The sequence below is a fragment of the Marinobacterium zhoushanense genome (assembly GCF_014641945.1).
GTDB lineage: Bacteria > Pseudomonadota > Gammaproteobacteria > Pseudomonadales > Balneatricaceae > Marinobacterium_D > Marinobacterium_D zhoushanense.
Window position 1 is genome coordinate 106,216 of record NZ_BMIJ01000006.1, and the last position, 13,259, is coordinate 119,474.

Consider the following 13,259-nt stretch of genomic DNA (forward strand, 5'->3'; position numbering starts at 1 on the left):
GTTAGTGTGACGCTTGGATGACGCCTTAGTCGTCCTGCATCAGTCGTCCTTCATCGCGTCTTCCCACATATCCCTGTCTTCGGCGCGGCGGCCGCGACTCTGTCTGCGGTCCTTCTTGCCCGGTTCGAAGCGGATCTCCTCACGACGGTCCGGCTGCTGGCGCCGGTCCTCGTGCGAACGGCGGTTGCGACCGTTCCACTCCTGATTCTCTGACATCGCATTGTCCTTGTCTGGCTTTTATTTAATCCTAGGATAGCGCAGCTGGTTGCGCAGATGTAGCAGGCAGCGCTCATGTTCGCTTAAGTGCTTCTCCTTCGAAACACACGCCACTCCAGCCGGTGCGCATGAAGTTGCGGATATTGCCGTGGTCGGACCCTTGCGGGGTTGCCAGCACGTCGCGGTAGTAACGGCCGAAGCAGTGCAGGGTCTGCTGCTCGCTGAGCCCCATTAATTGACCAAAGGCCAGGATTTTACAGGAGCCGCCGTTTTCGCCGGCGGCGTTAACCTGCTCTCCATTGCGAAAGGCACAAGGGGTGTAGTCGAAGTGGGTTTCGATGACGGCGATGCTGTCTTCGAAATCCAGAGAGTTATCGCTGCCGATACGGGCCGCAAACTGTTCAGGGGTCATCGGTGCTCGTCCAAAGTCTCGGGTGTAAAGAGGTCAGGTGTACCGACGCCCAGTTCGAGCAGTCGGTGTACCAGTGCTGTAATCGGTGTGTCGATGTTCAGTTGCTGGCCGCGTCGGAGCACCGCGCCGCTGATGCCGTCCAGCTCCAGTGCGCGTCCCTTTTCCCGGTCGACCAGCATTGAGGTCTTGATCGCATCGAACTGGCTGATCAGCGTGAACATCTCCTGCACATCCGTAATGCTCAGCTCGACATCATCGGCGGTGGCGACGGAGGCGGTTTCCTGCATCATCCGGTACACGCTGTTGCCGAGAGTCGGGTCGGAGGTCAGGCGGCGGGTATCGAGCCCGGTCAGTGCGGACAGCGGGTTGACGCCGTTGTTGATCAGCAGTTTGCGCCAAAGTTCGCGCCTGATGTCCGAGCTGAGCTGGGTCGGGATGGCAGCAGCGTTGAAACAGGTTTCGATGCTGCGTGCCAGCGGCAGGCTGGTTGCTGTCTGCTTGCTGTTCGGCCAGGGGCCGAAGATCACCTGCGCGGGGCCGGTCGCCTCGATGATGCCCGGTTCGAGGATGTGCCCGCCAATACGTACCGCCAAGCCACCAAAAGTGCGCCGATCGCCGAGCATCTTGGCGATGCTGGGCTCGTTATCGACGCCGTTCTGCAGCGACAGTATCGGCGTGTCGCTGGTGGCCAGCCACTCCTTCAATTGAGCCAGAACCGAGCAGGTGGCGCCGGCCTTCAGCGTCAATAGAATGAGATCGAACTGCTCGGGAGAGTGTTCGCGGGGCAGGCTCTGAATATCAGTGGCGAGAACGGGGGCGTGGAAGCTGAAATTGGGGTGGCGAATCTGCAGCCCATTTTGACGCATCGCGTGCAGGTGTTCGCCTCTGGCAACGAAGACACAATCATGTCCCGCTTGGATCAGTCGGGCACCGTAGAAGCAGCCGATTCCGCCGGCGCCAAGAATCAAAAAACGCATGACTCAATTCCTACTCAGATCGAATGGCACCATTGTCTGGTGCCCCGATCTTTCTGCCCACCCCCAGTATGGAACTATCAGTTTCCATTAATTGGATGGAGGCTGGGCTTTCCTACTTGATGCGCATGCCAGGCTGAGCACCTGTATGCGGCTCCAGAATCCACAGATCCTGGCCGCCGGGGCCTGCCGCCAGCACCATGCCTTCGGAGACGCCGAACTTCATCTTGCGCGGTGCCAGGTTGGCCACCATGACGGTCAGCTTGCCCTCCAGATCTTCGGGTTTGTAGGCGGACTTGATGCCGGCAAACACATTGCGGGTTTCGCCGCCCAGGTCCAGTGTCAGCCGCAGCAGCTTGTCGGCTCCGTCGACATGCTCCGCCTTGGCGATGCGTACCACGCGCAGATCCACCTTGGCAAAGTCGGCGAACTCGATGGTATCGGCGATCGGCTCCATCTTGCCAGCGGCCTTATCGGTCGGGGCAGGAGCAGCTGCTGCGGTGGCCTGAAGATTCTGCTTGGAGTCTTCGATAACCTTTTCGATCGCCTCCGGTTCGACACGCTGCATCAGCGGCTTGAACTTGTTGATCTTGTGGTTGAGCAGCGGCTTCTCAACCTCACTCCAGGCGAAGCCGTCAATATTGAGGAAGGCGGCGGCGTCTTCGGCAACCTGGGGCAGTACCGGCGCCAGGTAGCTGACGATGACACGGAACAGGTTGATGCCTAGTGTGCAGCATGCCTGCACCTCGGTCGCGCGGTTCTCGTCCTTGGCCAGGACCCAGGGCTCGGCGGTATCGATATACTGATTGGCCTTGTCGGCGATCTGCATGATCTCACGCATGGCGCGGGCGTACTCGCGCTTCTCGTAGGCCTCGGCGATGCTGCGACCTGCCGCTACTGCCTCGTGGTAGAGCGCGGCGGAGGTCAGCTCGGAATCGAGCATGCCGTCGAACTTTTTCTGAATGAAGCCGGCGCAACGGCTGGCGATGTTGACCACCTTGTTGACCAGGTCGGCGTTTACACGCAGGCGGAAGTCATCCAGGCTCAGGTCGATATCGTCGATGCCGGAGCCGAGCTTGGCGGCGAAGTAGTAGCGCAGGTATTCCGGGCGCAGATGGTTGAGGTAGGTCTCTGCCATGATGAAGGTGCCGCGTGACTTCGACATCTTCTGGCCGTTGACAGTGAGGAAGCCGTGGCAGAAGACCCCGGTCGGAGTGCGGAACTTCGCGCCGTGCAGCATCGCTGGCCAGAACAGGGTGTGGAAGTAGGCGATATCCTTGCCGATGAAGTGGTATAGCTCGGCATCGGACCCCTGTTCGAAGTATTCGTCGAAGTTGACGCCGTTCTTGTCGCACCAGTTCTTGAAGCTGGCCATATAGCCGATCGGTGCATCCAACCAGACATAGAAATACTTGCCCGGTGCATCGGGGATTTCGAAGCCCCAGTAGGGCGCATCGCGCGAGATATCCCACTGCTGTAGGCCCGATTCGAACCACTCATTGAGCTTGTGCTTCATCTGTGCCTGGACGTGGCCATCAACCCAGTCGCGCAGGAATTGCTCAAAATCCTCCAGCTTGAAGAAGAAGTGCTCCGAGTCCTTCTCCACCGGGGTGGCACCGGAGATCGCCGAGTAGGCGTTCTTCAGCTCTGTTGGCTGGTAGGTAGCACCACAGACTTCGCAGGAGTCACCGTACTGATCTGCCGCGCCGCATTTCGGGCATTCGCCCTTGATGAAACGGTCCGGCAGGAACATATTCTTCTCAGGATCGTATGCCTGGGTGATGGTGCGGCGTGCGATATGACCGGCATCGCGTAAGCGCTGATAGATCAGCGTCGCGAAGTGGCGGTTTTCCTCCGAATGGGTAGAGTAGTAGTTATCGAAGCCGACCATGAAACCGGCGAAGTCACGCTGATGCTCAGTGCTGACCCGGTCGATCAGTTGTTGCGGCTCAAGGCCTAGCTGATTGGCTTTGAGCATGATGGGGGTACCGTGAGCGTCATCGGCGCAAACGTAGGTGCACTGGTGGCCGCGCTGTTTCTGGAATCGTACCCAGATGTCGGTCTGTATATATTCGACAAGATGGCCCAGATGGATGGGGCCGTTGGCGTAGGGCAGTGCACTGGTGACGAGAATCTTGCGCTTGCTGTCGGTCATCGGTAGCTCAAATCTGGTTCGTTAAAGATTCAGGCGGCCGATTCTACGCCGAAATTCGGCTGTTATGAAGGCGAAAGGCTTTGTTCAAAGCCGGTGCTTGGTAAGAATGGCGATAATTTCGTTATCAATAATCAGGGATGTGTAATGGGCGGATTGATCATATGTAATCTGACTGGCGAGCAGGGAGACAAACTCGATTTTGCCGAGCTGCAACCGGAGTATCGGGTTGGCCAGGAGGCGCTGTTTGCAGCGCTCGATCAGGGTGGGATTGAGGCGGTTGTCGTCAGGAGTAGGGGGGACGATCCCGAGGCTCATCTCTGCTTGCGTCAACTGGCTGCGCGCTGGCCCTGGGTGATCAGAATACAGCAGACGATGGATGCGACGGCGCGTTATCAAGCAGAGGGGGGGGACGTGGCAGATGCATCGCTACCCTATAACGCCGATGCGTCGCGGGTCGAGTATATTATCGAGCGGACCCGACCCATGATTGCCCGGCTCCGCAACCCAGCACTCGAAGCGTTATTTGCCGAGCTGGGTGAGCTGCCGCCCTTGCCGGAGCAGCTCTCCGGCCTGAATCAAATGATCGATGAACAGGCCAACGAAAGCACCGCCTCTGTTGCACCTCTCTTCCGTGGTTGCATGCCCTATCTGAAACAGTTGATGGAGTTGCTGAACAATCCGCTGTTTGGCAGCAGTCGCCACCTGTTCAGTATCAATGAGGCGGTACGCGTGGTTGGGCTCAGGACGCTGCGTGATCTGGGCATCATGGCACATATCATCAATACGTTTCCGCAGCCTGAGGGCTGGAGCAGCTTCTCTTTCGAGCAGCTGTTGAGCCGCAATCTGGTTTGTGCGCATCTATCCGAGCGCATAGCGCACAGTGTCGGCTCCGATCGTATCGCTCTGTCCGCAGCCCTGGCGGCGGGGCTCCTGCATGACTTCGGCATGAGGGTGTTGGTTCGTCTGGATCAGCAGCGATACTTCCGGGTGATGGAGAAGGCTGCAGCACTCAAGCAGCCTGTATATGCTGTCGAGAAGCTCGATTACAAACTGACACATGGTGAGCTCGGCGCGTCTATGCTTCGCCGTTGGGGCGTGTCGCCTCGTATCGTCCGTGCCGTGCTCTACCATCATGTGCCCAAGGCCGCCGGCGACAACACATTCACCACTCTGACCGCTGCACATGTCGCCGACGCCATGCTGCCGCCACTGTTCAATGCCATGGAGTGCCCTCTGGGTGGTCGTCTTTCGTTGAGTTATCTTGACGCTATTGGCGAGATGGATAGGGTCAGTGTCTGGGAGCGCCTCGCGAATGATCATGGCAAGCAGTTGCAGGCACACTGGTAACCATCTTAGTGCCTGATGCGTTGGAGTTGGACCTGGCCGGGGCGCCTGATAGAATCGCGCCCTGTTTTGCCAACCCCGCCGAGGAAGTCGATGCCGTTGCCCCAGGTCGATCCGACCCAGTATGAGACTCAGCTATCCCGCAAACATGAGCGGATCGAGCGCGATTTCGCCGAGTTCGATCTACCGGCGATAGACCTCTATCGCTCTCCGTCGACGCACTATCGGATGCGCGCCGAGTTCCGGGTCTGGCACGACGGAGACGATCTCTACTACGTCATGTTCGAGCCCGGGGACAACCGGTCGCCGCTGCGCATCGATACCTGCCCCATGGTGTCCGAACGGATCCACAGCGTGATGTTCGAGCTGCTCGATGCCATCCGCCCCGACCCCCGGCTACGTTTCCGGCTGTTTCAGGTCGATTTTCTCAGCACCCTGTCGGGTGAGCTGCTGGTCAGTTTGCTTTACCACCGGCCTATCGGTGAGGAGTGGATCGAGGCGGTCCGGCCGCTGCGCGAGACATTCGGCATCGATATCGTGGGGCGGTCGCGCAAGAACAAAATCGTACTGGAGCGCGATTATGTGATCGAGCAACTGGAGATCGACGGTCGCAACTACAGTTACAAACAGACCGAGAACAGCTTTACTCAGCCCAATGCCGAAGTGTGTCGGCAGATGATCCATTGGGCGCTCGATGCCAGCCGAGAGGCCGGCGGCGATCTGGTGGAATTCTACTGCGGCAACGGCAACTTTACCCTGCCGCTGGCGCAAAATTTCCGCCGCGTGGTGGCCACCGAGATCTCCAAGGAGTCGGTGCGTTCGGCGCGATTCAATATCGAGCAGAACGGAATCGACAATATCGACGTGCTGCGCATGCCGTCGGAGGATCTGTCCCTGGTGCTCAAGGGGCAGAAAGAGACGCGCAAGGTAAACGGCCTGGCGCTGGACGAGTGTGAATTCACCACGGTGCTGGTGGACCCGCCCCGTGCCGGTCTCGATGACGAAACCGTGTCTCAGGTGGTCGAATATCAGCACATACTCTATATCTCATGTAATCCGGAAACGCTGCGGGAGAACCTGCGCGAGATCACCAAGACCCACAGGATCGAGCGTTTTGCGATCTTCGATCAGTTTCCCTATACCGAGCATCTGGAGTGCGGTGTCTACTTGACCCGTGTCTGATCGGTAGCGCTGTGGAGGGCGTATGGCGTCAAGGCAAGAGGAACACCTGAGACACTATCGCCCGCTCTGGCGGATCGCCGGTTTTCTGCCCTTCATCGGTGTCGCCTTTCTCAATGCGATGCTGGACCTTGGGCATAAGATCCTGATTCAAAACACCCTGTTCAAGTCCTACGACGGTCCCGAACAGGTGCTGCTGACGGCGGTGGTCAACGCCCTGATCCTGCTGCCGTTCATCATGCTGTTCACGCCCGCCGGGTTCCTCTCCGACCGTTTTGCCAAGCCGAAGGTGATGCGGGTGTCGGCTGCCGTGGCAGTGGGGCTGACCTTCGTCATTACACTCTGCTACTACCAGGGCTGGTTCATGCCTGCCTTCGCCATGACCTTCCTATTGGCGATGCAAAGTGCGCTCTACTCACCGGCCAAATACGGCTATATCCGTGAACTGGTGGGCAGCGATAACCTCAGCGGTGCCAACGGCTGGGTTCAGGCGGCGACGATCATCGCCATCCTGGGGGCAATCGTGCTGTTTTCACTGCTGTTCGAGATACGGCTCGAGCAAACGGTGCTGATCGAGCATACCCCCGAGCAGATTTTGCGCCAGGTAGCGCCATTGGGGTGGTTGCTGGTGGCGCTGGCACTCATCGAGTGGTTGCTGGCGCTGCGGCTTGGCACAGGCATTTCTCAGCCTGAGCTCAGGCTGGATAGACGCGAATACCTGAGCGGGCGCCTGCTCAAGCGCAACCTGTCGCGTATCTATCGCCACCGCCCCATCCTCTGGTCGGTGGTGGGATTGGCACTGTTCTGGTCGATCAGCCAGGTGATGGTGGCGGTATATCCGGCCTATGTAAAAACCCATCTCGGGGAGCTGAACACCTTCCTGATCCAGGGCGCCATGGCACTGGCCGGCGTCGGCATTTTGTGCGGCTCGATCTTCGCGGCGTCGGCCTCTCGTCACCATATCAATACCGGTCTGGTGCCGGCGGGTGCACTCATCGTCACCCTGGGGCTGGCGTTGCTGCCGGTGAGTCAGTCGCTGGGGCATGCGGCCATCCTGTTTTTTGCCGTCGGTGTCGGCGGGGCGATGACCATTGTGCCGTTGAATGCACTGATTCAGTTTCACGCCCCCGAGGGCGAAAGTGGATCTGTGCTGGCCGGTAACAACTTTCTGCAGAACGTGGCGATGTTCAGCTGTCTGTTGGGCACCGTGGCCAGTGCGTTCGCCGAGGTTCCGGCGCGTGTTTTGCTAATTGTACTGGCGCTGAGTGCCGGCGCCGGGGCGGTGCTGGCGATTGTGCGCCTGCCCGAGGCGCTGCTCCGGCTGCTGGTGCGGATCCTGATGCGGAATCGCTATCGGCTCGAGGTACTGGGGTTCGAGCACATGCCGGCCGATGGCAAGGGTGTGCTGCTGCTGGGCAACCATATCAGCTGGCTCGATTGGGCTATCGTACAACTGGCCTGTCCTCGCCATGTTCATTTCGTCATGGAGCGTTCGCTCTACGAGCGCCGCTATTTGAAGTGGTTGCTCGATCTTTACCGTGTCATCCCGATCTCGCCGGCCAGCAGTCGCGATGCGATGGGCAGGGTTGCCGCCTTGCTACAGCAGGGCGAGGTGGTATGCCTGTTTCCCGAGGGGGCAATCAGCTACAGCGGTCAGTTAGCGCCCTTTAAGCAGGGCTTCGAGCGCATCGCGCGGGAGGTCGATGCTGACAACGTCGAGATTCTGCCGTTCTACCTGCGTGGGTTGTGGGGCAGCCGTTTTTCCCGCTCCAACGCGCGCTTGAAAGGAGCGCGCAGGGCGGGCTGGAAACGCGATGTGATCGTCGCCTTCGGTGAGCCTATGGCGATGACCGCCACTGCAGTGGATGTGCGTCAGGCGGTGTCGATTCTGTCGATCAAGGCCTGGGAGGCTTATACCGATACCCTGCCCACCCTGCCTCGTGCCTTCGTGCGTACCGCCCGAGAAGCGCCCTCCGACTGGGCGCTGGCCGATCTTCAGGGGCCCGCGCTCAGCCATCTGCGGGTGTTGACGGCCTGCGCACTGCTGCGCCGGCGCTTGAAACGCTGTAAGGGCGAGCGGGTGGGCGTGCTGTTGCCGTCGGCGCCGGGTGGGGTGATCGGTACGCTGGCGCTGATGATGAGCGGGCGCACATTGGTACCGCTGAACTACACCGCGCCGGTGTCGGTGCTCGAGACCTGCTGTAAGCGCGCCGGTGTCGAGACGATCGTGACTTCGCGGCAGTTCATCGAGCGTCTTGAACAGCGGGGTATCGATATGAAACCGCTGCTTGCCGGGCTGTCGGTAATCGAACTGGAGTCGTTAAAGCAGGGGGTCGGGCAGTTGGAGAGTATGCTGACCCTGCTGCAGGTGCGCCTGACGCCGGTGGCTCTGCTTGAGCGTTGGCTCGGTGGCGGCCGCCAGTTGGATGATACGGCGGCGATACTGTTCTCCTCCGGCAGTGAGGGGGCGCCGAAAGGTGTCATGCTCAGTCATCGCAATATTATGGCCAACCTCAAACAGATCGCCGATGTGTTCAATATCCGCGACGACGATTGCGTGCTCGGCACCTTGCCCCTGTTTCACGCCTTCGGCTTGACCGCGACCACAATGATGCCGCTGATCGAGGGGGTGCCGCTGGTCTGTCATCCGGACCCGACCGATGCGGTCAATGTGGGTAAGGCGGCAGCCCGGTGGCGGGCGACTCTGTTATGCGGGACCAGCACGTTTTTACGCTTGTACACTCGCCAGAGCCGGCTGCTGCCTGCGATGTTCGACTCCTTGCGGCTGGTGGTTGCCGGTGCTGAAAAACTGTCGCCGCTGGTGCGGGAGCAGTTCGAGAGCCGCTTTCATAAAACGGTGCTGGAGGGGTACGGGTGTACCGAAACCACGCCGGTTGCCAGCGTGAATCTGCCCGATTATCTCGATACCAGCTACTGGACTCTGCAGGTAGGTAACAAACCTGGAACCGTCGGAATGGCATTGCCCGGCTCCTGGTTCAGTGTCGTTGATCCCGAGAGCTATGAGCCGCTTCCGGTGGGTGAGAGTGGAATGGTGCTGATCGGTGGTACTCAGCTCATGCAAGGCTATCTGGACGATCCGGAACGTACTCGGCGGGTGATTATCGAGCGTGACGGCGTGCGTTGGTATGTCAGTGGCGACAAGGGGTATCTCGATGCCGATGGTTTCCTTACGCTGGTTGATCGCTACTCCCGCTTTATCAAGGTGGGTGGTGAGATGATCTCGCTCGGCGCGGTCGAGGAGCACGCCCAGCGGATATTGGGAGGCGAGGTGGAGCTGATGGCCACTTCTGTGCCGGATGAGCGAAAGGGTGAGCAGGTGGTGTTGCTTGTGGGCTCGGATGAGAGTGGTGCGCCGGACACGTGTGACAGCGACCTCCGTCAGCGTTTGGTCGAGGCGGGAATGCCGGCCCTGATGCTGCCGGCACGAATATTTTCCGTGCCCAAGCTGCCCTGTCTCGGCAGTGGCAAGCCCGATCTTAAAGGCGCCAGGCAGACGGCACTGGACTTGGTGGGTGTGGATTCGTCACAATAGCTGACTTAAATAGTCGGATTTGCGTAAACGAGGGGTAAATTGATGTCGGAGCTTGATCGATCCCAGATTCAGGGGCATATCGAAAGTTGGGTAGACCCCCTGCTTGAACAGTCGCTGGGTAGCGTCGGCGCAGTCAAGTCGGTGGGCATCGAAGGTAAGCGGGTCAGCGTGGTGATCGAGTTGCCCTATGCCTGCGCCCATGAACATGACGCGCTGAAGCGCGCACTGTCTGCCAGGGTGGCCGAAACCGGTGCCGATGCTGAGGTCGAGGTTCAGATCACCCAGAATATCGCGGCGCATAGCGGGCAGCACAAGCTGCCGGGGCTTGAGGGCGTACGCAATATCATCGCCGTCGCCTCCGGCAAGGGCGGGGTCGGCAAATCAACCACGACCACCAACCTGGCTCTAGCGCTGAAGGCGCAGGGCGCCCGCGTTGGCGTGCTCGATGCCGATATCTATGGCCCCAGCCAGGGGATGATGCTGGGAGTACCATCCGGGACCCGTCCACAGACCGCCGAGGAGAAATACTTCCTGCCGGTGGAGAGTCTTGGCGTGCAGGTGATGTCGATGAGCTTCCTGGTCGACGACAATACGCCGATGGTGTGGCGCGGCCCGATGGTCAGTGGTGCGCTGCAGCAGCTGTTGAACCAGACCCGCTGGGAGGATCTCGATTATCTGCTGATCGACATGCCCCCGGGCACCGGCGATATTCAGCTGACCCTGTCGCAGCGTGTGCCGGTTTCGGGTGCCGTGATTGTCACCACGCCGCAGGATATCGCGCTGCTGGATGCCTGCAAGGGGATCGAGATGTTCCGCAAGGTGGATATCCCGGTGCTGGGTGTGATCGAAAACATGAGCACCCATATCTGCAGCAACTGCGGTCACGAAGAGGCGATCTTCGGCAGCGGTGGTGGTGACAAGCTGGCCAATGAGTATCAGTGCGAGCTGCTCGGCCAGATGCCGCTGGCGTTGGCGATTCGCGAGCAGGCGGACAGCGGCCAGCCCAGCGTGGTGGCGGATCCGGACGGGCCTCACGCCCAGCGCTACCTGGAGATCGCGGCGAAGCTGTCGGCACGGTTGGCTCAGCGAGCAAGCCAGTCGAGTCGGATCCCCAATATCTCAATCTTCGGCGACTGATACCGCCGCTGTTTGATCCCAGCTTCACCGGGTTTCCAGTAGCGAGGAATCGCCGCTGAAAACCCGGTGAAGCTGGCGTTATCCCATCGAAGCACTGTAGAATGGCGCCTCTTTATCTCCGAGCAGACAGGGGCTGGAACAGGTTTTTATGGGTATCAAGTCAGACAGCTGGATTCGCCGAATGGTGGCCGAACAGAAGATGATCGAGCCATTCGAGCCGTCACAGGTGCGTCGTGTCAACGACCAACCGATCGTATCCTACGGCACCTCTAGCTATGGCTACGATGTGCGCTGCGCTGATGAATTCAAGATATTCACCAACATCAACTCCTCCATCGTCGATCCGAAAAATTTTGACGATGGCAGTTTTGTCGATGTGAAATCCGATGTCTGTATCATTCCGCCCAACTCCTTTGCCCTGGCGCGTACCGTTGAGTATTTCCGAATTCCACGTGATGTGTTGACGATCTGCCTGGGCAAGAGCACCTATGCCCGTTGTGGCATCATCGTCAACGTCACGCCGCTTGAGCCCGAATGGGAGGGGCATGTCACGCTGGAGTTTTCCAACACCACACCGCTGCCGGCCAAGATCTACGCCCATGAAGGGGTGGCGCAGATGCTGTTCCTCGGTGCTGACGAAGTGTGTGAAACCTCTTACCGCGACCGCGGTGGCAAATACCAGGGTCAGACCGGTGTTGTCGTGCCCAGGACCTGAGAGCAGATCATCCGTAATTCATGAATATTAGCCTCAAGCAGATAGAAGATTTCTGGCATCAGGTAGAGCGTACGCTCGATCAATTGCTTGCCAGCCAGGGCGATACGCAGTTCGAGGCGGATTCGCTGCTGGCCGCTTATCGGCTGTCGCTGCAGAAGATTGATCGCAACCTGACTTTCCATTTCGAACGCGAGTCCGACGGCGGTCCGGTGGAGATGATCTTCGGTTGCGATGGCTACCCGGAGTCGATCCATGCCGTACTCAGTGTGGTCGGTGCGGCACCGGAACTGAGCGGAATCAATTTCCGCGCCTTCAACGAGCGCTATGATCCGGTACCCGCGTTCGTCAACATGGGCGAGGAGCTCTGCGAGATTGACGAGTTCTGGTGTTCGCTGCGCGAGTTGAACGGTAAGTTGCAGCTGGCGATCTATCTGGTCGATGCGCCGAAGATTCTGGAGATGGATCCGCGTGTCGAGGCGGCGATGATCCTGCTCGACGCGCTGATTGGTGAGTATGAGCTGATGACCCGCGTCTGGTCACTGGACTGGTACGAGTTGCCGATCGATCCGGTCGATTTCGGGCTGATGCCATTATCCCACCTGCGTCACGCCTTTGACCAGATGAAAGCACGCGTGGCCCCTGTCGGTATCACCATCCACTGAGCGCTGTCCTCGGGATTTATCTTTTTTTGCGTCCGCGTAGTTGGGCAAGCTCCGAGATGGCGGTTAGTATTAAGTCTGATTTCGCATCTATTGGGAGAGCCTGATATGAGCCGTCGTTTGGCTGATCTGTTGGATCGTGTGCGCAAGGAGTATGTGCAGACGATGCTGGACCATGGCGAGGTTGAGCCCTACCTGACCGCGCACCGTGTCTGCAATACTCGCCTTTGGCTGTCCGGCCCCGAGCTCGCCGCACTGATCTCTGAAGACCCCAAGCTGCTGTCCGCACGTGCCAGTGACCTGATCGATGATGACCGCGAGCGCGCCAACCCGTGCGTTGGGGCGATCGTGACCAGCAATATCGTCGCCGCTGCATTGGAGGGGCTGCTGGCCGTGGCCGTTAATCGAGAATGGTTGGCGGTGGATTCCGACGGTCGGGTGCTGGTGGATGCGCATGAACTTGATTCGGTGCCCTCGGTTACCGGTGTCGACTACTCGGATGCGGGCGAGTTTACCCCGGCGCGTGGCCGCAGTCGGTTAAGCGATATGTTCCATGCTGCGGAGCAGACGTATCTGGAACGCCTGCAGGAGGGGCCGCACGATGCCTACCAGCTGGCACTGATGGTCTCCTCGGATCACTCCATCTTCACGCCGGACGATCTGGCGCCCTTGCTGTTGGAAAACCCGCTGCTGCTGGGATTGCGGGCCGATGATCTGGTGGATGAGGAGCTGTTCGATGGCGACCCGCCCGCCGGCATCATCGTCAGCGCGCATCTTGCGGAGATGCTGGTGCAGCAGTTGCTGGAGCGGGCTATCGAAATGGGGGCCATCGGTCATGACAGTGAGGGGCAGCCCATACTGTCAGAGACCGAGGATGATAATCCGACGGTGCACTGACGCGCCGGATTTCACCTG

11 protein-coding genes are annotated in these 13,259 nt (G+C 59.4%); 7 read left to right on the forward strand and 4 right to left on the reverse strand.

Annotated elements, in window-relative coordinates:
* Positions 1 to 39 precede the first annotated feature (39 nt).
* From IEX40_RS14730 to metG, 4 genes are all read right to left on the reverse strand, one after another.
* Entirely contained in the window at positions 40 to 216 is a 177-nt protein-coding gene (locus tag IEX40_RS14730; RefSeq protein WP_188749610.1) for a hypothetical protein, read from the reverse strand.
* A gap of 73 nt (positions 217 to 289) precedes the next feature.
* Positions 290 to 628, reverse strand: coding sequence for a HopJ type III effector protein (locus tag IEX40_RS14735; RefSeq protein WP_188749613.1), 339 nt, complete (start codon positions 626 to 628; stop codon positions 290 to 292).
* Complete coding sequence (locus tag IEX40_RS14740; protein WP_188749615.1) at positions 625 to 1,605, reverse strand: ketopantoate reductase family protein; 981 nt, start codon at positions 1,603 to 1,605, stop codon at positions 625 to 627. The genes IEX40_RS14735 and IEX40_RS14740 overlap by 4 nt, the downstream gene beginning before the upstream one ends.
* 112 nt (positions 1,606 to 1,717) lie before the next feature.
* Positions 1,718 to 3,757, reverse strand: coding sequence for a methionine--tRNA ligase (metG, locus tag IEX40_RS14745; RefSeq protein WP_188749617.1), 2,040 nt, complete (start codon positions 3,755 to 3,757; stop codon positions 1,718 to 1,720).
* Positions 3,758 to 3,901: 144 nt separating this feature from the next.
* On the opposite strand from metG, the gene IEX40_RS14750 reads away from it, so the two are divergent.
* The 7 genes from IEX40_RS14750 (at position 3,902) to IEX40_RS14780 (ending at position 13,241) form a co-directional block, all read left to right on the forward strand.
* Complete coding sequence (locus IEX40_RS14750) at positions 3,902 to 5,104, forward strand: HDOD domain-containing protein (RefSeq protein WP_188749619.1); 1,203 nt, start codon at positions 3,902 to 3,904, stop codon at positions 5,102 to 5,104.
* A gap of 90 nt (positions 5,105 to 5,194) precedes the next feature.
* Positions 5,195 to 6,283 carry a tRNA (uridine(54)-C5)-methyltransferase TrmA gene (gene trmA / locus IEX40_RS14755; protein ID WP_188749621.1) on the forward strand — a complete coding sequence of 363 codons (1,089 nt, stop codon included), beginning with the start codon at positions 5,195 to 5,197 and terminating at the stop codon, positions 6,281 to 6,283.
* A 22-nt stretch (positions 6,284 to 6,305) separates the two neighbouring features.
* Entirely contained in the window at positions 6,306 to 9,833 is a 3,528-nt protein-coding gene (locus IEX40_RS14760; RefSeq protein ID WP_188749623.1) for an acyl-[ACP]--phospholipid O-acyltransferase, read from the forward strand.
* Positions 9,834 to 9,875: 42 nt separating this feature from the next.
* Positions 9,876 to 10,970, forward strand: coding sequence for an iron-sulfur cluster carrier protein ApbC (gene apbC, locus IEX40_RS14765; protein WP_188749625.1), 1,095 nt, complete (start codon positions 9,876 to 9,878; stop codon positions 10,968 to 10,970).
* 148 nt (positions 10,971 to 11,118) lie between these two features.
* Positions 11,119 to 11,685: a dCTP deaminase gene (gene dcd, locus IEX40_RS14770; RefSeq protein WP_188749627.1), complete on the forward strand. Its 567-nt coding sequence runs from the start codon at positions 11,119 to 11,121 to the stop codon at positions 11,683 to 11,685.
* A gap of 20 nt (positions 11,686 to 11,705) precedes the next feature.
* The gene (locus tag IEX40_RS14775; RefSeq protein ID WP_188749629.1) at positions 11,706 to 12,347 is read left to right on the forward strand and encodes a hypothetical protein; all 642 of its coding nucleotides are present in this window, start codon (positions 11,706 to 11,708) and stop codon (positions 12,345 to 12,347) included.
* 105 nt (positions 12,348 to 12,452) lie between these two features.
* Positions 12,453 to 13,241 carry a hypothetical protein gene (locus IEX40_RS14780; protein ID WP_188749631.1) on the forward strand — a complete coding sequence of 263 codons (789 nt, stop codon included), beginning with the start codon at positions 12,453 to 12,455 and terminating at the stop codon, positions 13,239 to 13,241.
* Positions 13,242 to 13,259: the final 18 nt, after the last annotated feature.

Bases quoted from the DNA above. Each gene is read 5' to 3' on its own strand.
- IEX40_RS14730 (WP_188749610.1), bottom strand. From the start codon at position 216: ATGTCAGAGAATCAGGAGTGGAACGGTCGCAACCGCCGTTCGCACGAG.
- IEX40_RS14735 (WP_188749613.1), bottom strand. From the start codon at position 628: ATGACCCCTGAACAGTTTGCGGCCCGTATCGGCAGCGATAACTCTCTG.
- IEX40_RS14760 (WP_188749623.1), top strand. From the start codon at position 6,306: ATGGCGTCAAGGCAAGAGGAACACCTGAGACACTATCGCCCGCTCTGG.
- IEX40_RS14775 (WP_188749629.1), top strand. From the start codon at position 11,706: ATGAATATTAGCCTCAAGCAGATAGAAGATTTCTGGCATCAGGTAGAG.
- IEX40_RS14740 (WP_188749615.1), bottom strand. From the start codon at position 1,605: ATGCGTTTTTTGATTCTTGGCGCCGGCGGAATCGGCTGCTTCTACGGT.
- apbC (WP_188749625.1), top strand. From the start codon at position 9,876: ATGTCGGAGCTTGATCGATCCCAGATTCAGGGGCATATCGAAAGTTGG.
- IEX40_RS14750 (WP_188749619.1), top strand. From the start codon at position 3,902: ATGGGCGGATTGATCATATGTAATCTGACTGGCGAGCAGGGAGACAAA.
- IEX40_RS14780 (WP_188749631.1), top strand. From the start codon at position 12,453: ATGAGCCGTCGTTTGGCTGATCTGTTGGATCGTGTGCGCAAGGAGTAT.
- dcd (WP_188749627.1), top strand. From the start codon at position 11,119: ATGGGTATCAAGTCAGACAGCTGGATTCGCCGAATGGTGGCCGAACAG.
- metG (WP_188749617.1), bottom strand. From the start codon at position 3,757: ATGACCGACAGCAAGCGCAAGATTCTCGTCACCAGTGCACTGCCCTAC.
- trmA (WP_188749621.1), top strand. From the start codon at position 5,195: ATGCCGTTGCCCCAGGTCGATCCGACCCAGTATGAGACTCAGCTATCC.